Origin of the sequence: Billgrantia montanilacus (genome assembly GCF_003336675.1) — a bacterium.
In the GTDB taxonomy this organism is placed as follows: domain Bacteria; phylum Pseudomonadota; class Gammaproteobacteria; order Pseudomonadales; family Halomonadaceae; genus Halomonas; species Halomonas montanilacus.
In genome coordinates, this window is record NZ_QPII01000019.1 from 45,664 (window position 1) to 66,991 (window position 21,328).

Sequence of the window (21,328 nt, forward strand, 5' to 3'; positions counted from 1 at the left end):
TGAAGCCATGCATCATGGGCGCCATCGGTGGCTTCGAAATCGAATCCGCACGTTTCGCAAGCGAGCCTACTTCTTTACTAGAGCGCTCTCGCTTTCTTTTTCCTGACCAGTGACGGCTTCCATTCACAATCTTTATGCAGGCGCGTCAGGATCCGGCCTTCCATTGTCGACGTCAGAGCTATAAGTCCGTAGATAGAGTGCGGACGGAAACTTGGACTACAGCGAGGCAGGCAGGACAGGAGGGTGTGTGGGGGCAGCCCCCTGCCCGACCTGGTGATCATGGGGAACGTGCCGCGCCTCGAGAAGTACATGGCAATGCAGTACCCGTAGAGCTGGGCCGGGTGGTAGCCTAGAGCTTATGGTGACACTTGGAGACATCAGGCCCGAGAGATAAGGACACTTATGTCGACTTCGATGAAAGGGCCGAAGCCATCTTCTCCTGATGTCGGACGTCGCATGCAGCAGACTCGGCAGAAAAACACCTCTGCCGAGATGGTGATACGCCGCGAACTCCATCGTAGAGGGCTGCGCTACCGAGTGGGGTACACCGTCTCGTCGAAGCCGAGACGTGTGGCGGATATCGTCTTCACTCGCCAGCGGCTCGTCGTCTTCGTCGACGGCTGTTTCTGGCATGGATGTCCGTTGCATGGGACCTGGCCCAAGAACAACGCCGAATTCTGGCGAAACAAGATCGAGACCAATCGACAGCGGGATAGCGACACCAATCGTCGCTTGACCACATTAGGATGGCATGTGCTCCGAGTCTGGGAGCATGAGCCGGCTGCCGAAGCCGCCGACCGCATAGAGCGCGAACTGAAAGAACTGAAGGGCGAGGCTGCACAATGCAGAGGGCAGTCGCCCGACACCGAAGGGGCATCACATGTCGGAAGTGTTGGAAGGGACAGCGGAAGTCGAAAGAGTGGCGGGGGTCCCCGAACCGGGCCAACTGGTTGAGGTCAGGCGTAGACAGTGGGTAGTGGCTGACGTCGTTCCCTCAGACATTGCAGGGAAGCGAAGGACTCAGCATCTCGTACTACTGTCGTCCATCGAGGACGATGCCCTGGGTGACGAATTACAGGCCATTTGGGAGATCGAGCCCGGTGCTCATATCATCGAGCGTGCTGGGTTGCCGACGATCACCGGACTGGATGATGCCGACACGCTCGAGGCCTTTCTGGATGCGGTACGTTGGGGCGCCGCTACGAATGCCGACAGGGGCTATCTCCAGGCGCCGTTCCGAAGCGGCGTAAGCATCGAGGACTTCCAGCTCGATCCCCTGGTGCGGGCCATCGACATGGCGCGAGTCAATCTGCTCATCGCCGACGACGTCGGCCTCGGCAAGACGATCGAGGCAGGTCTCGTCATTCAGGAACTGCTTCTTCGCCACCGCGCCAGGACCGTGCTGGTTCTCTGTCCGGCGTCGCTTCAGGAGAAGTGGCGCCAAGAGATGCAAGAGAAGTTCGGTCTCGAGTTCCGCATCGTCGACACCCCCTATCTCAAGAGACTGCGCCGCGAACAGGGCCTGCATGCCAACCCCTGGACCTCTTTCCCGCGCCTCATCGCCTCCATGGACTGGGCGAAACAGGGTGAGGGCCTTCGGCATCTTCGTGATGTTCTGCCGTTACACACCAGCTTCCCGCGGCACTTCGATCTCCTCGTCGTCGACGAAGCCCACAACGTGGCACCCACGGTCAAGCACTATGCCGTCGACAGCCTGCGTACACGGCTGGTGCGCATGCTCACCCCCCACTTCCAGCACAAGCTGTTCCTGACGGCGACACCGCACAACGGCTTCACCGAGTCGTTCACCGCACTTCTCGAATTGTTGGACGACCAGCGCTTCGCCCGCAACGTGGAGCCGGACGAGTCACGACTCGCCACCGTCATGGTGCGTCGCCTGAAGTCGGAGCTCGTCCACCCCGATGGGCGTCTCATATACGCTCGCCGACGCCTCGAGGCACTGGAGGTCCCCTATACCCCAGACGAGCAGCGCACCAGAAAACTGCTGGACCGGTATATCGCCAGTCGAGAGTCAGGCGAGGCGGGGGATCGTTCTGCGCAGCACTTCGTACATCAACTCCTGAAGAAGCGTCTCACCTCCTCCACTGCCGCATTCGGTTCCACGCTCGCCAAGCACGTCGACACCATGGAGGGGCGTGATGGCACCGGCGAAGAGCGCTCGAACAGGCTTGATGCCGGCATCCTCCGCCGAGCGATCGCCCGCACCGAGGAGGACTACGCCGACGATGGTCAGCGTGACGCCGCCGAAGCGGAAGCCCTGGTCGAGGTCGATCGTCGGAGCCGCCCCCTCGATGACGAGGAGCGCGAGATCCTTCGCGAGCTCATGCAGTGGGCCCAGAACAATGCCCACCGAACTGACAGCAAGGCGACAGCCATCATCGACTGGCTGGAGAGCCACATACGACGCGATGGCACCTGGTCGGATGAGCGAGTCATCCTGTTCACAGAGTATCGCGACACCCAACGCTGGCTTCAGCAGATCCTCTCCGCCCATGGTTTCGGCGCCGAGCGCATGGAACTGATCTACGGCGGCATGGACACCGATGAACGTGAGCAGATCAAGGCTGCGTTTCAGGCTCACCCCAGCGAATCACCCCTGAGGATTCTCCTGGCCACGGATGCGGCCTCCGAGGGCATCGACCTGCAGAACCACTGTAGTTTGATGATCCACGTCGAGATCCCCTACAACCCCAACGTCATGGAGCAGCGCAACGGGCGGATCGACCGTCATGGACAGAGGGCCGACGAAGTCCGCATCTGGCACCCCATCGACGCCAACGGCGAGGTGGGGGCGGACATCCTACGTGCGCTCAACAAGTTAGAAACCATGCGTGCCGACATGGGCAGTGTGAATCCCGTCATCGCCCCACAGCTGCCCGCTCTTCTCGAGGGACGAATCAGCGAACTCGACACCCAGGAAGCCGAGGTCCGTGCCAACAAGAGTCGGCATCTGATCAAGTCGGATCGGGATCTTCGCGAGAGGATAGCCAAGCTGCACGAGCGCATCGAGGAGACACGTCGGGAACAACACTTCGATGCCGAACATATCGAGAGGGCAGTACGAACTGCGCTTCGCATCGCCGAGAAGCCCGATCTGGAACCGACCTCTCTCGAAGGTGCACCGGAGGGCAAGGTGTTCAGGCTTCCTCGACTCTCGGGTAGCTGGGCACAGGGGCTGGAGGGTCTGCTGCACCCCTTCACCAAAAAGCTGCGACCCATCACCTTCGACCACGACGTCGCCAAGGGGCGTGACGACGTGGTTTTGGTGCACCTCAACCATCCGCTGGTTCAACTGTCGTTGCGTCTCCTGCGCGCCCAGGTGTGGGAACGTGACGACGTCAAGCGCCTCGAGCGAGTGGCTGTACGGGCTCTGCCCGACGATCGGCTGGAATCCCCCGCTGTGGCGGTGGTGTCTCGGCTGGTGGTCACCGGAGGGCAGCATCATCGCCTTCACGAGGAGCTGACCGAGGCAGGAGGCTACCTGAGGTCTAATGGCTTCAAACGCGAGGACCGTGTCACCACCGTTCGCGCCTGGCTCGATGAATCTCGACCGGCAAAGGTGTCGGAGGACCACTTCCTGGCCCTCCGTGAGCGATTCGAGCAACAGCGAGATGCCGTCATGGCGACCGTGGAGGCACGCTCCCGTGACCGTCTGCGATACCTGACTAATACCCTGGAGAAGCGCAAGCAGCAGGAGATCGACGACATTCGGCAGGTTCTAGACGAACTCCAGTTGCACCTCGAACAAAAGCTTCACGGAAAGGGCGAGCCAGAGCAGTTGGACCTCTTGAGTGAACCGGAAGAGAGACAGCTAAAGATAGATCGTGCGGCTCTTGAGGCAAGGTTGGAACGATTGCCTGCGGAACAGGCGAATGAAGTCCGAGCCATCGAACGTCACCACGCCGACCCCGCAGAGCGCACCTTTCCCGTCGCCGTCATTTTCTTGATACCCGAGTCACTCGCCAAGGAGGTCGAGGCATGAGCGAACGTCACGACTGGCTGAATTTGATTGAGGTGTCCGGCCCCTTCCTGAGCATCCCGGTGCTGGACGAAGCGTTCCCGCAGGGACTGGAAGGACGCGACAAGCGCGATGCGGCCCGGCTTCGCCAAGCCTATGACGAATGGCGTGAGGCCGTCGACGTCGACGATCCGAGCCTGGACGAGCTTCATCGAGCCTGGGTGGACGAGGTGTTGGCGACGGCGCTTCAGATGGGTGACCAGGACCTCTGCCGCGGAGACCCGATCGGTCACCCCATGCACGTCTCGCTGCCGGAGCATGGCGTCACGCTGACGCCGGACATCGTGCTCGTGAATGTGAACGACACGGACAAACCCCTCCTGCCGATGTTCGTCGAGCCCCCCAATGCGTCACTCGACGAGGTCGTCCATCGAGATGGTTGGGTGGCCTCTCCGGCCGAGCGCATGGTGCAATACCTGCGTGGTGTCGACTGCCCCATCGGCCTGGTCACCAACGGCGAGCGCTGGATGCTCATTCATGCGCCGGCCGGCCAGGTGACGAGCTTCGTCAGCTGGTACGCGCGTCTCTGGAGCCAGGAGCCCGATACTCTGCGTGCCTTCGTTTCGCTGCTGGCCGTACCTCGTTTCTATGGTCCCGAGGAAGGGCAATTGCCCAGCCTCTTTGCCAAGTCCGAGAAACATCAGGACGAAGTCACCGAAGCTCTGGGCGATCAGGTGCGCACAGCGATCGAGGTGCTGATCCAAGCCATCGACAAGGCCAACCAGGATCGTAACGGGAAGCTGCTGGAGGACGTGACGCCTCAGGATCTCTACGAAGGCGGCCTCACCGTCATGATGCGGCTCGTGTTCATCCTCTCGGCAGAGGAGCGAGGGCTGCTTCTGCTGGGTAACACCACCTATGACAATCACTATGCGCTGTCGACCTTCCGGCAGCGCCTGCGCCGGGTGTCGTCCAATGCCCACGAGCTCCTGGAACGAAGACATGCCGGCTGGTCCCGGCTGTTGGCACTGTTCCGTGCCATCTACGGTGGCATCGAACACTCGGATCTGCGGTTGCCCGCCATGGGGGGGTCACTCTTCGATCCCGATCGCTACCCGTTCCTCGAGGGGCGGGGCACAGGCTCCAACTGGCTCACCGATGCAGCGGATCCGCTGCCCATCGACGACCGCACCGTGTTGCTCATGCTTGATGCGATCCAGAGTTTTAAGGGGCGCACGCTCTCCTATCGTGCTTTGGACGTCGAGCAGATCGGCCACGTCTACGAGGGCCTCTTGGAGCGTACCGTCAGACAAGTCGATGAGGTCACGCTAGAACTACGGGGCTCCTCCAAGATCAAGTCGCCGAAGGTGACGCTACGTGAGCTCGCCGAAGCTGGGCTGGACGGTCATGAGGCTCTGATTGAGCTTCTCGGTGAGCGGACGGGGCGTAGCGTTTCGGCATTGAGACGAGATCTTCAGCGGTCTCGAGATGATCGTCTGTCCGCAGCGCTGCTGACGGCGTGTCGAGGTGATGTGGATCTGCATGAGCGGGTTGAGCCCTACGTACACCTGATGGCACTGGATCCCTGGGATCACCCCAGGCTCTATCACCCGGGAACCTATGCCGTGGTAATGGGCAATGATCGCCGCGAGACCGGGACGCACTACACGCCGAAGAGCCTCACCGAGAAGATCGTCCACGAGACGCTCACCCCGGTCGCCTACGACGGCCCGGCGGAGGGCAAACCGAAGGAGGAGTGGCGGCTGAAGTCCCCGGCAGAGCTGCTGGACCTGAAGGTATGTGATCCAGCCATGGGGTCGGGCGCCTTCCTCGTCCAGGCCTGCCGCTGGCTGGGGGAGCGGCTCGTCGAAGCCTGGAGTCAGCCCGAAGCCTCGGGTGGTGTCGTCAGCATCGACGGCGAGGTGCTGGAGAGCTCTGGAGAGAGTGAGCTACTGCCACGGGATGCCGAAGAACGCACGGTGATCGCCCGCCGGCTCGTCGCCGAACGCTGCCTCTACGGCGTGGACATGAACCCGCTGGCGGTGGAACTCGCCAAACTGTCGATCTGGCTGGTAACTCTGGCTGAAGATCGACCATTCGGCTTTCTGGACCACAACTTGCGTTGTGGCGACAGCTTGCTGGGAATCCATTGCTTGGATCAGCTTAACGAACTTTCAATTGTGCCTACAGGGAAGGGGCAAAAACGTTTGTTTGGGCAAAATATTGAAAGGGCAGTTCAGGATGCAATGGAGTTGCGGAAGCGACTGCGGGCAATTCCGATCCGTGACATCCACGATGTTGAAGCAATGGCTCTGATGGATGCTGACGCACGGCGAAGGCTTAGGGTTTCGGAGAGTATTGCCGATTCATTTATTGCAGAAGTGTTTTTTTCTTCAGGTAGTAAGAGTAAGCTTAATGATAAAATTGAGTTGCTTTCAGTCGAAGCTGGAGAAGCTTTGGCGGGTGATGAAGATGCTCTTGCTTCCATCTCTAGTCGATCAGATGAAATATTAAATAATCACCTTATGTGGACGCGAGATCCATTTCATTGGCCGCTAGAGTTCCCGGAGGTATTTGTCAGGCCAGTGCCGGGGTTTGATGCAATTGTTGGCAACCCACCTTTTCTGGGTAATCGGCTATGGAAGGGTGCAATGGGTGAGTCATTGCAATGGCAGTGTCGGATGGTGCTGGGAGAGCCACCAGGAAAGATTGACTTATCTGTTGTTTTTCACCGCCGAACGAATGATCTCCTTCGTCAAAAAGGCTGTTATGGGTTGCTTGCAACCAACAATATTGCAGAAGGAAGTGCAATTGATGTTGGTTTAGGTTTTATTGTCGGAAATGGAGATATTTATTACGCAAGAAGGCGGATGCCTTGGCCAGGAACAGCGGTTGTTGAAATTTCTATTGTTTGTTTTTTTAAAGGCGATTGGGGGTCTTTTTGCGAATTGGATGGGGCTAAAGTTGACTATGTTAGTGCCAGGCTAAAGGGCGAAGAAAAAAATAGCTGGATTCCTGTAAAGCTGAAAGATCCTCTCTTTTCCTTTGAGGGTGTAAACAATAGTCAGGGCTTGGCGTTTGTTGTTAAAGAGGGAGATCCATGGTTTAGTTGCTTAAAGAGTGAGAAAGAAAGCCTTTTGCGTCCTTATATAAGTGGTGATGATATAACAGGCTCAGCCTTGACTGTCGTGAAAAGGTGGTCTCTAGATGTTGGTGATATGCAGCTGAGCGAGATAGCCGAGCGCTGGCCAATAGCTTACAGCTTTCTTGAGACAGTGGTTAAGCCAACTCGGACCGAGGAGGCGTTAAAAAGTTACAAGGGACTGTCAGAGCGATGGTGGCAGTACTGGAATCATCGTGCTGATTTGATGCGAAAGCTGCGCAAGAAAGACTTTTTTATAGCATATTCGAAGAATACAAAATATCCGGTTGGGATCATGGCTCCATCAGAGTGGATTTATACAAACAAGGTTCTTTTAATGGGGTTTGAGCGAGGAGATATTTACGCAATTTCGCTTAGCACGGGGTTTCGTGATTGGGTTGAGTACTATAGTGGCGGTACTCTCTTGGGGATTTTTTCTATTTCTATTGGTGAGGCTTTGGAGCGATTTCCTGTTCCGGATAATAGTGTTTCTGATTTGGGTGTTGATGCATCAAAAGAATTTAATGATCTCGTGGTCGAGTACTGTGCCTCTAATAGTTGCGGGCTTACTGGTGTGATGAACTTAATTAACTCTCCAAGTGTTAGTTGTAAAGAGGTTGCCAGACTTCGCGAATTAATAGATTTGGTGGATGGCGAGGTGCTAGCTGCATATGGGTGGAGAGATGTGCAGTCAGAATATGGGTTTAATAAAAAAGTTAGGGGGTCTGGAAAAGTTGATTGGTGCTGGAGTCTGGGTGAGGATGCATCTAATGAAATAATGAAACGATTGAGGTCTTTTAATCATGAGAAATATGAGCAAGCCTTGTTGCAGAAAAAAGGTGATGACAGTTCTTCTGTTCGGACTTTGGCTATAAGTAGCCCCCGGAGTGATGAGCCTTTTGAGCCTGTCCAGCCTTCGTTTGACTTAGATGGGGCAAATGAGCCTAGGGACCTCGTGTTGGATTTTTTAAATAATCACCACGGCTGGTACTCCAAATCGCATATCTTGGCGGCCACTGGCATTTCTATCAGCCACTGGAGCTCTACGATACGAGACCTCGTTGATCAAGGACTCGTTGAGCGCCATGGCGAACGCCGTGGCGCTCAATACCGTGCCATGAGAAATGATTCATGAGCCGAGTCGTTCCTTATGGCGATCTGTCGAGTTGCACTTTGATCGTGGATGGCATTTACGAAAGCGCCCTCGACTGCCAGCTGTCGGGCGAACGGATCAACAAGCTGCTACCTGGCTCTGGCAACATGGGGGAGGGCCGGATAGCGGGGCGTGGCCAGGACAGAAATTGGGTGGTGCTGTACACCAAAGAGCATGACCTCGACTGTCCCGACACCCTTGACCCGAGCACGGGCCTCTTTACATATTACGGAGACAACAAGCGGCCTGGGCGTGAGCTACATGATACGCAGATGGGTGGCAACGCTTTGTTGCGGCATGCTTTCGATCGTGTACACGCCGACCAGCATCCGCGCGTTGGCGTTCCACCCTTCTTCGTGTTTCGCAAGCATCCCACCGAGCACGGAGCACGCTCGGTGCAGTTCCGGGGCTTGGCCGTGCCGGGCTTTCCTGGCTTGTCAGCCACCGAGGATCTCTTGGGTATATGGAAGTCGGCCGAGGGGCAGCGTTTCCAGAACTACCGCGCTCACTTCACCATCCTAGACGTGCCGGTGGTGGAAGGTCTTTGGCTCGACGACCTCGCAGCCGGCGGTTCAATGACGGAGCATGCACCACACGCGTGGCGGGAGTGGCTGACGAAGGGCCACTACCTGCCTCTCACCGCCGAGCCCACCACGACCATCCGATCGGTTGCCCAGCAGACGGTCGACTCCAAGCTAGAGGCAGACATCCTCGCGGCTGTCTGGGGCCACTTCAATGCCACCCCACACGCCTTCGAAGCATTCGCCGCTCGCATCTATCAGATGACCGACACGCGCGTCGTCGTCGACGAGATCACCCGGGGTGTGGTGGATGGTGGTCGTGATGCAGTGGGACGCTACTCCCTGGGCTTGATGTCCGACCCGGTCCACGCCGAGTTCTCACTGGAGGCGAAGTGCTACCGCCTATCCGTCGTTGGCGAGGGTTCGCCCGTCACGGTGGGCGTGAAGGACGTCGCTCGTCTCATCTCGCGCATTCGTCACAGGCAGTTCGGTGTGCTGGTCACCACGTCGGTGGTGTCGAAGCAGGCCTATGAGGAGGTCCGTGAAGACCGGCATCCCATCATTTTTATCTCGGGCCGGGACATCGCCGAGATACTGATCAAGAAGGGATACAATTCGAGAAGCAGAGTCGAGTCTTTGTTGAACAACGAATTCGGAAACTCAGGGGGAAAGGATGGCTGAGATGATGGAAGGTCGAAATCCCAACGCATGGATGGCTGTCGACCAGGGTGCCGTCACCGATCCGAGGCTGTCACCATTCACGCTGCGAGTCACAACCAGTGGAAAGCTACTCAAGGGAGTCCGTGATGGCGACTGGCTGCTCATCGTCGATCGAGACGGCCATGTCACCCGTGTCGGCTGTGTGCTCAAGGCGCGCTGGGAGGCGGATGCCACGACGTACTACCTGGACCGCGTGAAGCCCATTGAGCAGCCTGCGTCACTCGCCACCCTGGGCCTGCCGCCCTGTGCAGGCAGCATCGGTCGCCTCGAATGGACCAAGTTCGCAGAGGCCGTCTCGAAGGGGCTGGGGTTCTCACTGGCGTCAGTACCGCTCGTCGACCCCGAGCGTGCTGAGCACAAACCCCATGCGCATGCGTACATCCGTGAGCTGTTGCAGTTGGCGGTCGTCGACGACCTTCTCGGCCCGGCTGGTGGACCGGAAGAACTCATCAAGGACATGAGCGTCCAGGATCGTTACCTTGTCGGCAAACTCGCCCCTCGAAAGCCTGTGGATGGTGATACCACAACGGTCGAACCGGCGGCAGGGATGGCTGAGGACGATCAGCCGGATGAACCTCAGGATGCCTCGCTCCACCAGCCGGGGCAGGACTTCAGCAAGGTCACCGGGCGAGTCGATGCCGACGAGGATGCCCTCGACGAGATCGACACCACCGACAACCAGTCGCTGGTCCCCTCGAGCATCGGGATGACGTTTTGCGTGGCACCAGACGTCGACAGCGTCGAGGTGACCGCCAGCTGGGGTCGCTACGAGAAACTCCCCGGGAAGGAACACGACTTCACCCGCACCAGGAAGAACAAGGAAACTGGGGAAGAAGAGCATATCAAGATCAAGGTATGGAAACGGATTCCCTGTGGCGGCTCCGTTTGTCTACCTCTCGAGGATGGCTCCATCGCTCCCAAGGCTCCCAGCCCCAGTGACGAGCTGGTTCGTCTCCAAGGGACGATTCGAACCAATGGCAAGGGGGAGCGCTTGGTCACCCTCTTCCTGGTGAACGGGCAGGAGGAGCCAGAACAGAACAAGGATGCCGCCTGGGTGTTCCAGCCACAGGTTCGCGTCACGGCAACGGAACAAGCCGGCGACAAGGCGATCTTTCATCGTCGCCCCGGCAGTGATTCCGTCGACGATGAGGAGCGCGAACGCCTGGCCTTGGTCTATCGGCGCAAGCTCGAGTTTGCCGTCGGTCACGGGGTGTCGATTCATGCCACGACTTCCGAGACGTTGCCGACATTAGCGACCGAGGTCCGCACTCAGGTCATGCCTCACTACGAGATCCCCGTAACGGAGACACCGGGCTTGTCTTCAGATGACCGCCCGGCGCAACGGCATATGATCGAGCGTGGCTGGTTGGACATGAAGGAGCTGGCGGCGATGGAGGTCGAAGAGCTGCGAGAGGCTCTGACCACCCTCACCGAGGACTATGCCGCCTGGATCGGGGAGCAGGAGAACAGGATCGGTGGCGAGATCACCGAGCACGAGGAGGCGGCAAAGAGCATCCTCGGCGACTGCCGATCCATCCTCACCCGGCTTCGCGAGGGGGTGTCGACCCTGGTGGATGACCCAAAGGCGCTACAGGCGTTTCGTTTCGCCAACCACTCGATGGCGGATCAACGTATTCGCAGCATCTACTCACTCGAGAAGCGGCGCGGTGCCGATCCGTCACTCGAGTCTCTAAGCGCAGAAAGAAAGAATTTTTCGTGGCGCCCCTTCCAGCTTGCCTTCCTACTGCTCTCGATTCCATCTCTTGCGAATCCACACCATCACGACAGGACCCATCCCGTCGAGGCGCATGCCGACCTGCTTTGGTTTCCCACCGGGGGCGGTAAGACCGAGGCCTATTTGGGTGTCGCCGCCTTCGCCATGGGGATACGTCGTCTGATGGGTATGCAAGGTGGCCTGGATGGTTCCCGTGGGCTCACCGTCATCATGCGCTACACCCTTCGCCTGCTCACGCTGCAGCAGTTCCAGCGTGCCACTGCATTGATCTGCGCCATGGAGGTTATACGCCGCAGTGAGTCGGCCGTTTGGGGTGAGGAGCCCTTCACCATCGGCCTGTGGGTCGGCAACAAAGTGAGCCCGGGTACCACGGCCAAGGCACACGAAGCCATCGAGGCGATGCGCAACGACGATCGGAACACCTCGAGCCTGGCATCGCCGGCGCAGCTGACCGGCTGTCCGTGGTGTGGCTCGGAGATAGATCCCCGCAGAAACATCAAGGTCGACAAGACTGCATTGCGCACGACGCTCTATTGCAGCGATCCCTACGGTCACTGCGAGTTCTCCGAAGGCCAGTCGTCGCGTCTCGCGCATCCTGGGCTGCCCGTCGAGGTGGTCGACCAAGAAATCTACCATCGTCCGCCCAGCATGATGATAGCGACGGTCGACAAATTTGCGCAGATGGCTTGGCGGCCTGAGGTCCGGACCCTCTTTGGGAGAGTCAATCAGGAGTGTGAACGCCATGGTCTTCTCTGGCCAGGTCAGGACGACTGCAATAGCAGTCATCGCAAACAAGGGATGCACCCATCTGCCAAGGTGAAAAAAATACCCGCGATCCGCCCCCCGGATCTGATCATCCAAGACGAATTCCACCTGATCAGTGGGCCGTTGGGTACGATGGTCGGCCTCTACGAGACGGCCGTTGACGAACTCTGCAGTTGGCACGATGGAGACACCAAGATCCGCCCCAAGATAGTCGCCTCCACGGCGACGGTGCGAAAGGCAGCCGATCAGGTGCGCAATGTCTTCATGCGGCGACTCGCCGTCTTCCCGCCTTCCGGATTGGACGTCGAGGACAACTATTTCTCCGTCCAGCGCTCGACAGAAGGGATCTCCGGACGACGTTACCTGGGCATCTGTGCACCGGGCAGCTCTCGGCCCGCGGTCCTGATTCGTACCTATACGGCCTTCCTGACGGCGGCCCAGGCCCTGTTCGACCACTTCGGCAAGGCCGCGGATCCTTATATGACGCTGGTTGGCTACTTCAATTCACTTCGCGAGCTCGGTGGCATGAAGCGCTTGGCGGAGGACGACGTCAACACACGCTGTTACCGAGTCGCAATGAGCCTGGTCGAACGCCCGGGGTTGGCACAGCGTCGTAAGATCGATGTGGTGGAGCTCACCTCGCGAGTACGCAACGTAGACATCCCCAAGTACCTCGATCAGATGGAGATCGGCTTCCAGGGCCGCTACGACGACCAGGAGAAAAAATGGATCGTCGACTATGGCGACCGTGATCAGCGTGCGCTCGACGTGGTGCTGGCGACGAACATGCTTTCCGTCGGTGTCGACGTCAATCGAATCGGGCTGATGGTCGTCAATGGCCAGCCCAAGGGAACGGCCGAGTACATCCAGGCCACTTCACGGGTGGGGCGTGCCTTCCCAGGCCTGGTGGCCAGTGTACTCACCTGGTCGAAACCCCGAGATCTATCGCATTACGAGACCTACGAGCATTACCACGCAACCTTCTACCAGCACGTGGAGGCCCAGTCGGTCACCCCGTTCTCGCCACGAGCGATGGATCGTGGACTGACCGGTACCTTCGTCAGCCTACTTCGCAACGAATATGAGTCATTCGGCGCCAACGAGGGCGCTGATCAATTGGACCGTCCCGACCGTGACGTAGTACAGGACGTCATCGGTCGGATCGTGGATCGAGCGGCGAACGTCACCGAGTCCAAGGAGAAGCGGCAGTGGGCGATGGATCAGCTCAAGTCACGAGCCGATGATTGGGCCAAAGAAGCGAGCTTGGGTGGTCGCACGCTTGTGTATCAAAAGATGAGCAAGTCGTCGGACACTTCCGTCGCCTTGCTCAAGAAACCTGGTAGTGATCCATGGTCGAAATGGACGGTGCCGATGTCGATGCGTGAAGTGGAGACCGGGGTGGGCATCGTCATGGACGACGCCTGGATGCGTGATGCGCCCGACTGGCAGGCGCGGCCTGCGGCATCAGCTGAAGAGGGAGAAGAGTCATGAGCAGGACGCGAATCGGAGAGATCCGCCCCAGTCAGTTGCTGTGGTCTTATGGCCCGGGTGCCTTGATCGACCTGCCCAACATGTCCGTCGTCACGATGACCTCCGAGCATTGGGACGAGCCCAGGTGCCGAACCATTCAAGAGGCACGCCTCCTGGCGAACGTCAGGCGAGTGCTGGGTCCTCAGGTCGAGTCCCTGCGCATGCCACCGATCAACGAGGAGGAGGTAAAGGACAACACCTCTGCCGAAGCGCTGATCGGTGTCCCAGTGAAGCCTTTTCCCCGCTGGTTGAGATGCGTGAAATGCGGTCTTCTCTCTCCCGTCGAAGCGGGCCTATTCGAACTGAAGGATCGCTTCAGGATCGAGAGGGCACGTTTCGTACACAAAGGGTGTAAAGGCTCAGATGGCACCAAGAAGACCTCCGATGCCGACGCCGTACCAGCGCGTTTCCTGATCGCCTGTAAGTCTGGACACCTGGACGACTTTCCTTGGCACTGGTTCGTCCACCGTGGTCAGGACAACTGCAAAGGGAGCCTGCGTTTCTATGAGAACGGGGCCTCCTTGCAGACGGAGAACTTGTGGGTGAAGTGCGACGAGTGTGGAGCCGCACGTAACATGGCCCACGCTTTCGGCAAGGCCAGTAAGGAGAACCTCCCGGGCTGTCGAGGTCGACATCCGCATCTCACGCGCTTCGAGGAGTGTGATCAGGAGCCTCGCACGGTTCTGCTCGGGGCCACCAACGGGTGGTTTCCCGCGACCCTCTCCGTGCTGGCGATTCCCCCCAAGTCTTCGACCCCCTTGAGCCAGTTAATCCAAGACGGATGGGATGATTTTTCAGATGTTGATTCAGAGCCGGAGTTGAAAGGCCTTATAAAAGGGTTCAAGAGGTCTGGCCAGCTGCCAGGTATCGAGGCGTATGAAATCGGTGAGATATGGGAAGCAATCCAGGCACATCAGGGGGGAGGCGACCAGGTCTACGATCGTGACATCAAGACACCCGAATGGGAGGTGCTCACCGCCGATGAGCCACCCAACGACTACCCGAGCTTCAAGAGCAAGGTCGTCCCCGCCCCGAATCAGTTCAGGGATGAGATAAAACGAGTGGTACTCCTGGAGCGTCTCAAGGAGGTCAATGCACTGATCGGCTTCACGCGGATCGAGTCGCCGGAAGAAGGGGCGGGAGAAGACTCGGTGAAGCGCGCACCGCTGACCTCGCGAGCGCCTGAGTGGGTGCCGGCGACCGAGGTTCACGGTGAAGGTGTCTTCATCCAATTCAACCTCGACCATCTGGAGGACTGGCACGGTCGAAAGTTTGTCAAGGCTCTGGACGACAGACTTCGAGTGGCCCATCGCGCCTGGAGAAGAAAGCGGAAACTGGATCCCGACGAGGGATATCCAGGAATCCGTTATTCCATGCTCCACACTCTGGCCCATGCTCTGATCCGAGAGATGGCGCTGGAGTGTGGCTACAATGCAGCGAGCATCCGCGAGCGCATTTACGCTGATGTCGAAGGCGAACAGAACCAAGCGGGTGTGTTGATATACACCGCAGCGGCGGACTCGGATGGCACCCTTGGAGGGCTCGTCGAGCTTGGAAAGCCGGAAAACCTGGAGAGGTTGATGACTCAGGCGCTGGATAGGGCGGGCGTGTGTTCATCCGATCCATTGTGTGCAGAGCATGACCCCACGAAGGACCAGTCTCTGCACGGTGCCTCCTGTCATGCGTGCTCGTTCGTCGCCGAGACCTCCTGTGAAGCCGGCAACCGGTATCTGGATCGTGCCTTACTGATCCCCACGTTGGAGACACGCGATGCCGCGTTCTTCTGGTGGGAAGGGTGAACGAGATGCACCGATGCGTGGTCGAGTTCGCCACGACTGTCTCCAAGGGGGCCTTGCGCAGTGTCGTCGATGCGTTGATCGAGCTCGGCGAGATCAATGAAATCGTGCTGCAGCATCGTGTGACTCACTACCACTCGAAGGAGCTGCTTCGGCGGCTCCTTCGAGAGGCGGCGGTTCATCACATATCAGCTCCTCGCCTTGCGGGGATGCTCGAAGGGGCATCCTGTGTCGTCGAGTATTATCAGGAGCTGAGTCCCGAGCTGGTTTGGACGGGGCCAGTGCCCGCGGGTACTGCCACACGGCAGACTGAGCAGGTCATGCTGGAGGTGATTCGAGGGGCCCGAAAGCGCCTCTTCCTGACTAGTTTCGTCGCTTACAAGGTCGATCGCATCGTCATCGCGCTGAATGAGGCTGCCGATCGCGGGGTCGACGTCAAGATTCTGCTGGAGTCGTCCGAAGACAAAGGCGGGAACCTCTCGATGGACTCGGTCTCACTGATGAGAGGAGTCCTCCCCAGAGCGCGCTTCTACGCCTGGCAGATCAGACCTGAAGAGTTCACTGGCGGCAGTGTCCATGCCAAGGTTGCCGTGGCTGACGATCGCCTCGCCTTCATCACCAGCGCCAATCTGACCGGCTATGCCATGGAGAGAAACATGGAGGCTGGCGTATTGTTGAGAGGCGGCGAGCATCCCAGGAAGCTGGCAGATTACCTGGAATCGATGGTGAGTACCGGAGTGGTCGAAGAATTATGACTGAACAGGAAAAAGCAATCTTAATATAACCTGATTTTTTATACAAAGACATACGTCCGGGGGAATGTGCTGAGTGGTTTGGATTCTTGGCTAAGTATAAATTCATCCATTAAGTCAATGTGAGCTTGTATATGAAAATGCTGTGGGAGCTTCCAGAAGATATTCAGAAATTGATTGTTGAAGGCAATCTTTGCAAGCATGGTGATTTAATTGGTGAAATGTCTACGCCTCATTCCATGATTTATACCTTCAAGGGAAACGATATCAACTATGTCGTTGCAAAAGGTATCAAAATTGAAGAATCCATGTCTTTGGTTGATAAGCACAATTTTTTTTCACAAGCTTTGTATGAAGTGAATAATGCTTATGTGGTTTGCCATCATCCATCCATACAGAGATTTTTTGATGTTGATGTGATTTCAGGCGTTCCCTTTTTATTGTCTAGGAAGCGTGACACTACATTGAGAGATTTCATATGTGAAGGGCCTGTTTCTGAGCCTGAGGCCTTGTCGATTTCTATTCAGATCGTACATGCTTTGAGTTACTGTGCAAAAAAAGGGCTGTTGTGTCACCAAGATCTCAAGCCTGAAAATGTTTTTTTGGACTATATTTCTAAGCATTTTGATGCGGGTGATGGCTACCCAATAAAAATGAGATCATTTGTCGCCGACTTCGAGCTAGCCAATGCCTATTTGGTTCTTCGTCGCCCTTATGGCAGTAGACCGTATATGGCTCCAGAGCAATATGTGAAATCTCTAGAAGAAGGCTCTCCTGATTTTTCAAAGGTAGACGTTTTTGCAGTTGGGGTGATTCTTTTTGAAATGCTGACCGGAGGTATACACCCATTGGGTGAAGAAACGATACTGATATGGCCTGAGCCCAGTGAGGGAAAGAGTCCTCAATGGCGAAGAGAAACACCCTGGAAAAAATGGCTGAAGAGGGGAGCAAAGATTGAGTGCGAATCAGACAATGTCTCACATGATGCGTATGAAATCATCAGATCCTGTTTACAAGTCGATTTCTCGAATAGGTTTACAAAAGAACAGCTTGAGGCCAGGCTGCTCGAACGTTTGAGCCTCATAGATAAAGTTGCTTACGATACGATAGTAGCTCTTCTTGATGACTTGGATCGTATTGCAGATGAAAGCGAGTCGGGAGGGTGGCCTTACTACACTGATCGGGTTGAGATGCTCAACAAAGCCTTTCCGGATTATCCAGCTAGGTGATGTTAGCCCCCAGCTCAATCAGACTCCACCGGCTCGGCAGGCCAGTCATCGTCGTGGCTTCGTCAGGTCTTCGTGGCACCGTGCCAGCCGCCATGATGTCAGTCTCCGCCACATTGCTAAACTGATTACGTCACCTGCATTCGGGAGGGTGTTCGATGGGAGGCTTGCGTCGCGCGCAGACGTATCAGGCATGGCGTCTCAGGAGAGACGGCTACGACTTCGATCGGATTGGCGAAACACTGGGCATGAGTCCCACAACGGCCAGGAGCCTGGTGTCCCGCTGTTAGGCACGGCTTGCACAGCCGCCGGTCTGGCATCAGGGGCTATCGGTGGAGGTGGTCAATCGCCTGCGTCGGAACGGCACCGACTCGATGGAAAGTTTCAAGCTGGCGTGGACCCAGGGTGGCTTGCAGCAGAGCCGATTCCCGGACATCGGGCCTGCCACCATCAGGCAGCTTCGCATCTGGTTGAGGTCCCCGCTGGCACGCAAGGCGTTCAAGGAGTGCAGCACGCCGATCGTGGTCAATCTGTCGCCGGAGGCACTCGATGCCCTGAGTAGCCTTGAAGATTCAATGCATGAGGATCGCAGCGAGATCATCAATCAGTTGATCGTGGCGGCTAATGCGCTACGGGAACCCTGACCCATGTGCGGCCGCTTCGCTCTCTTCTCCGACCCAATCTCCATCGCTCAAGCGCTCCGTCTGTCGCCACCCTCGGAGGACTGGCAGCCCCGCTACAACGTCGCCCCCGGCACCTGGATCATCAGCGTTCTCCGGCCGGATCCTAACGCAGCGCTACGTTTCGAGAATCTATGGTGGGGCTATCGACCACATTGGGCCGATGAGAAGGCCCCCCAGCCGATCAACGCCAAAGCCGAGTCGGTGGCTACCTCGCGCTACTTTCGTGGAGCTTTTTCCCATCACCGCTGCCTGGTGCCGGCCGATGGTTGGTTCGAGTGGCTGCCGGTTGATGGAAAGAAACAGCCGCACTACCTGACTCGCACCGATGGTGAGCCGCTATGGCTGGCGGGGATCTGGGCCGAGCGTGCCGATGGAAAACCGGGCTGCGCCATCCTGACCGAGCCAGCGCGTGGGGTTGCGAAGGAGGTCCACCCGCGCATGCCGCTGGCACTGGATGCCGATAGCCTGGAGTCGTGGCTTGATCCGCACTTGACTGATCGCGAGACGATCCGCCAGGTGGTGCGGCACCTGGATGCCAAGTTGTTGAGGCGCTGGGCGGTGAGCCAGCGCGTCAACCGACCTACCTTTGACGACCCCTCCGTGATCGAGCCGGCAGACGCGTAGGATGGTCGATAGAGATCCCCATCAATGATTGGCGTCACACTCTGACAATCGGCAACTCGTCCCAGCGGGTGGTGTAGCGGGCTGAGCGGTTGGCGCAGCGTAAATGCCAGGCGGCGCCGGGCGAAGGTCGGCCAAGCGTGACAGTACTGCGCCCCATCCTTCTATTGAGCTCGTCCATTACGCCCATCAGCTTCTCGCTGCGTTGCCGATCTGCGTCGCTCTGGGGCGTGTCGAACAATGAGAGCTGCTGGCGGCCGGCGTCGATCAGGTCGAGCAGCATTACGCCGCCTTTTTGGTATAGGTAGCCCTTGCGGTAGATTCGCTGCAGGGCTTGGCCTGTTGCGCTGAGAATTGCACGACTGTCGTTGGTGGGGCGGGGCAGCTCGAGAATGAGGCTGGGCGAGTACTGTGGCAGGTCTTGCCGGAATGGATTGGTCTTGAGGAACACCAGCACGGCGCGGGCCAGGCTGTTTTGGCTACGCAGCTTCTCGGCACCGCGCTGGCCATGCTGTCGTATCGCCTCGCGTATCTCGCTCATGTCGCCGGTCAGCTTACCAAAACTGCGGCTGGTCATGATGCGCTGGCGGGGCTCATGGAAGTCGTTCATCTCGATGCAGGGAATACCGCGCAGCTCCAGGGTGGTGCGTTCGAGAGTAACGCTGAACTGCCGGCGGATCCGTTTCGGGTCGGCCTGGGCGAGATCCCAGGCACTCTTGATCCCTATTACCGCCAAGCGCTCAACTAATCGTCGTCCCACGCCCCATACGTCACCCAGTTCGATCTTTTTCAGCAGCACCTGGGTTTCCCGGCTATCGGGATGCAGTACGCACACGCCCTGGTAAGTCGGTATCTTTTTGGCCGCCCTGTTCGCGAGCTTCGCGAGGGTTCGGGTGGGCGCGACACCCACGCAGACTGGTATGCCGGTGAACTGGCGCACCTTGCGATGGAGCTGTCGTGCGTGCTTGAGCCGCTGGTCTTTGGCGAAGCCATCGAACCTCACGAACATCTCATCGATCGAGTAAGGCTCGACCCCCGCGGAGTACTCCTCGAGCACCTCCTGCACCCGTGCGGACATGTCGCCGTAGAGCTCATAGTTTGACGAGAGTAGGTGAATGCGCCCTTGGCGCACCAGATGTTGGATCTCGAACGCCGGCGTTCCCATCTTGATACCGAGGGCCTTCAGCTCGTTTGAGAGCGCGATGACGCAGCCATCGTTATTGGACATTACGCCCACCGGCAGGCCAAGGAACCGCGGCTGGAACACGCGCTCGCAGCTGACGTAGAAACTGTTGCAGTCCACCAGCCCGATCATGGTCATACGGCAAATTCGTGAATGACCGAGCGCACGACGCCCCAGACCTGGCATTCCATATCGACGAGCGGAATCGGGGCATAGCGGGGGTTACCGGAACAGAGACAGTACACCTCGCCGCGCAGCTCGTAGCGCTTCACCGTTATCTCGCCGTCGACCATGGCGACGATGATGTGACCAGGACGCGAATCAACAGAGCGATCGACCACTAAGGTATCGCCTTCGTGTATTCCCAGCGGCTCCATGCTGTCGCCAGTCACCGTAAGGAAGAACGTCGCGGCGGGGCGCTTCACGAAGCGCTCGTTGAGGTCGAGCGTGCGGCCTTCGTAATCCTGGGCAGGGCTTGGGAAGCCGGAAAGCCCGGCGCGGCCCAGGGCCAGCGGATACGGCAGTGCTAGGGCAGGTGGGGCCGGGTGAGCCGGAATGAGATTTGCCATTGTCATTGTGAGTTCCTTTGCGTAGCTGTCATTTTATACAGTATTCTCGACATCGTCGCTTTCTGACAACAGGCAAACGCTAATGGAAGTTAGCTGATGAGCGGCCCATAGAGAAAAAAGTGAGGCGAGGCAGGGGAATGCGCGTGAGTTACTTAGGCCCGTGCGTGCGGGCGGGAGGGGTACAACCTGTTCAAGGCGGGCTGCTACCTGGTGGAGGTATGCGACGAAGTGGGTTTAGATGGCCGGCCCATCATGAAGGATGACTTACTGGCAGTGGATGAGGTCCGGCTGGTTGGCCATGCCAACCTGTTGAGAGCCGAGCTGAATGGCGTGCAGAGGCTGTACCGCACGGATCGGTGGGGCATACCGCTTCGGTGGTCATCGATTGCTCGGATGGAGGATTGTGAGGTGATGTCATGAGCCAGGCACGACGATTTGCTGTGTGAGTAGCTGATATCTCACATCAGCGTCAGTGATATCCCATACCAGCCGGGGCCGGTCAGCATATAAGGTGAATGTGATGCTTCGCTATGTGACCGGATCGCCCCCGGCCGCCAAGGATGAAAAGAGGCATCATACTAAAGCCCCGCTCAGGGATGAGCGGGCTTTTTCAGTGCAATTGAAGGAGCTGGGTGGTGGAAGCTACATCTGGACTTGTTGTTCGGCGAGTAGCACCTCATATTCCGCGGTGCTGAGGCCGAAGACGAACGTGCCGTAGGCTAGCATCATGGGTGGGTTCACCTCTTAGATGTGAGATGTCGACGAGGGTGTCGAGGATGATGAGGGCGATGGCGCCTTGCTGTTGGTGTGTCTGGGCTTGCGAGGATCAAAAGTGGAGCCATCCGGGTGCTCTTGCTGATGATGACCTGCTGAGGCGGTGGCGCAGATCGCAGGCAGTACGGCTGGCAACAACTCGCGGCGGTTCGGCCAGTTTGAGTTGAGCTGCTCTATCA

12 protein-coding genes are annotated in these 21,328 nt (G+C 58.0%); 10 read left to right on the plus strand and 2 right to left on the minus strand.

All coding sequences use genetic code 11. The annotated features are described in order from the left end of the window. Positions 1 to 456 precede the first annotated feature (456 nt). The 10 genes from DU505_RS19055 (at position 457) to DU505_RS19100 (ending at position 18,626) form a co-directional block, all read left to right on the plus strand. Positions 457 to 954, plus strand: coding sequence for a very short patch repair endonuclease (locus DU505_RS19055; RefSeq protein WP_114480549.1), 498 nt, complete (start codon positions 457 to 459; stop codon positions 952 to 954). Next, complete coding sequence (drmD, locus tag DU505_RS19060) at positions 881 to 4,003, plus strand: DISARM system SNF2-like helicase DrmD (RefSeq protein ID WP_114480550.1); 3,123 nt, start codon at positions 881 to 883, stop codon at positions 4,001 to 4,003. Before DU505_RS19055 ends, drmD begins: the two co-directional genes overlap by 74 nt. Then, a complete protein-coding gene (locus tag DU505_RS19065) occupies positions 4,000 to 8,256 on the plus strand; it encodes an Eco57I restriction-modification methylase domain-containing protein (RefSeq protein WP_114480551.1) in 4,257 nt (1,418 codons plus the stop codon). The genes drmD and DU505_RS19065 overlap by 4 nt, the downstream gene beginning before the upstream one ends. Then, a complete protein-coding gene (locus tag DU505_RS19070) occupies positions 8,253 to 9,476 on the plus strand; it encodes a restriction endonuclease (RefSeq protein ID WP_114480552.1) in 1,224 nt (407 codons plus the stop codon). The genes DU505_RS19065 and DU505_RS19070 overlap by 4 nt, the downstream gene beginning before the upstream one ends. A gap of 1 nt (position 9,477) precedes the next feature. Beyond that, positions 9,478 to 13,506: a DISARM system helicase DrmA gene (gene drmA, locus DU505_RS19075; protein WP_220250894.1), complete on the plus strand. Its 4,029-nt coding sequence runs from the start codon at positions 9,478 to 9,480 to the stop codon at positions 13,504 to 13,506. After that, positions 13,503 to 15,344: a DUF1998 domain-containing protein gene (gene drmB / locus DU505_RS19080; RefSeq protein ID WP_114480554.1), complete on the plus strand. Its 1,842-nt coding sequence runs from the start codon at positions 13,503 to 13,505 to the stop codon at positions 15,342 to 15,344. The genes drmA and drmB overlap by 4 nt, the downstream gene beginning before the upstream one ends. Positions 15,345 to 15,349: 5 nt before the next feature. Beyond that, complete coding sequence (drmC, locus tag DU505_RS19085; RefSeq protein WP_114480555.1) at positions 15,350 to 16,096, plus strand: DISARM system phospholipase D-like protein DrmC; 747 nt, start codon at positions 15,350 to 15,352, stop codon at positions 16,094 to 16,096. Between the two features lie 131 nt (positions 16,097 to 16,227). Beyond that, positions 16,228 to 17,322: a protein kinase domain-containing protein gene (locus DU505_RS19090; RefSeq protein WP_114480556.1), complete on the plus strand. Its 1,095-nt coding sequence runs from the start codon at positions 16,228 to 16,230 to the stop codon at positions 17,320 to 17,322. A 329-nt stretch (positions 17,323 to 17,651) separates the two neighbouring features. Beyond that, the gene (locus DU505_RS19095) at positions 17,652 to 17,963 is read left to right on the plus strand and encodes a hypothetical protein (protein ID WP_114480557.1); all 312 of its coding nucleotides are present in this window, start codon (positions 17,652 to 17,654) and stop codon (positions 17,961 to 17,963) included. A 3-nt stretch (positions 17,964 to 17,966) separates the two neighbouring features. Further along, on the plus strand, positions 17,967 to 18,626 hold the full coding sequence (locus DU505_RS19100; RefSeq protein ID WP_114480558.1) for an SOS response-associated peptidase: 660 nt from the start codon (positions 17,967 to 17,969) through the stop codon (positions 18,624 to 18,626). Positions 18,627 to 18,660: 34 nt separating this feature from the next. Here DU505_RS19100 and DU505_RS19105 read toward each other — a convergent pair whose 3' ends face one another. Next, the gene (locus tag DU505_RS19105) at positions 18,661 to 19,938 is read right to left on the minus strand and encodes a Y-family DNA polymerase (RefSeq protein ID WP_181872875.1); all 1,278 of its coding nucleotides are present in this window, start codon (positions 19,936 to 19,938) and stop codon (positions 18,661 to 18,663) included. 2 nt (positions 19,939 to 19,940) lie between these two features. After that, on the minus strand, positions 19,941 to 20,381 hold the full coding sequence (locus DU505_RS19110) for a LexA family protein (protein ID WP_114480560.1): 441 nt from the start codon (positions 20,379 to 20,381) through the stop codon (positions 19,941 to 19,943). Between the last annotated feature and the right edge of the window lie 947 nt (positions 20,382 to 21,328).

Bases quoted from the DNA above. Each gene is read 5' to 3' on its own strand.
- DU505_RS19065 (WP_114480551.1), top strand. From the start codon at position 4,000: ATGAGCGAACGTCACGACTGGCTGAATTTGATTGAGGTGTCCGGCCCC.
- drmC (WP_114480555.1), top strand. From the start codon at position 15,350: ATGCACCGATGCGTGGTCGAGTTCGCCACGACTGTCTCCAAGGGGGCC.
- drmB (WP_114480554.1), top strand. From the start codon at position 13,503: ATGAGCAGGACGCGAATCGGAGAGATCCGCCCCAGTCAGTTGCTGTGG.
- DU505_RS19105 (WP_181872875.1), bottom strand. From the start codon at position 19,938: ATGATCGGGCTGGTGGACTGCAACAGTTTCTACGTCAGCTGCGAGCGC.
- DU505_RS19055 (WP_114480549.1), top strand. From the start codon at position 457: ATGCAGCAGACTCGGCAGAAAAACACCTCTGCCGAGATGGTGATACGC.
- DU505_RS19070 (WP_114480552.1), top strand. From the start codon at position 8,253: ATGAGCCGAGTCGTTCCTTATGGCGATCTGTCGAGTTGCACTTTGATC.
- drmD (WP_114480550.1), top strand. From the start codon at position 881: ATGTCGGAAGTGTTGGAAGGGACAGCGGAAGTCGAAAGAGTGGCGGGG.
- DU505_RS19100 (WP_114480558.1), top strand. From the start codon at position 17,967: ATGTGCGGCCGCTTCGCTCTCTTCTCCGACCCAATCTCCATCGCTCAA.
- DU505_RS19110 (WP_114480560.1), bottom strand. From the start codon at position 20,381: ATGACAATGGCAAATCTCATTCCGGCTCACCCGGCCCCACCTGCCCTA.
- DU505_RS19090 (WP_114480556.1), top strand. From the start codon at position 16,228: ATGAAAATGCTGTGGGAGCTTCCAGAAGATATTCAGAAATTGATTGTT.
- drmA (WP_220250894.1), top strand. From the start codon at position 9,478: ATGATGGAAGGTCGAAATCCCAACGCATGGATGGCTGTCGACCAGGGT.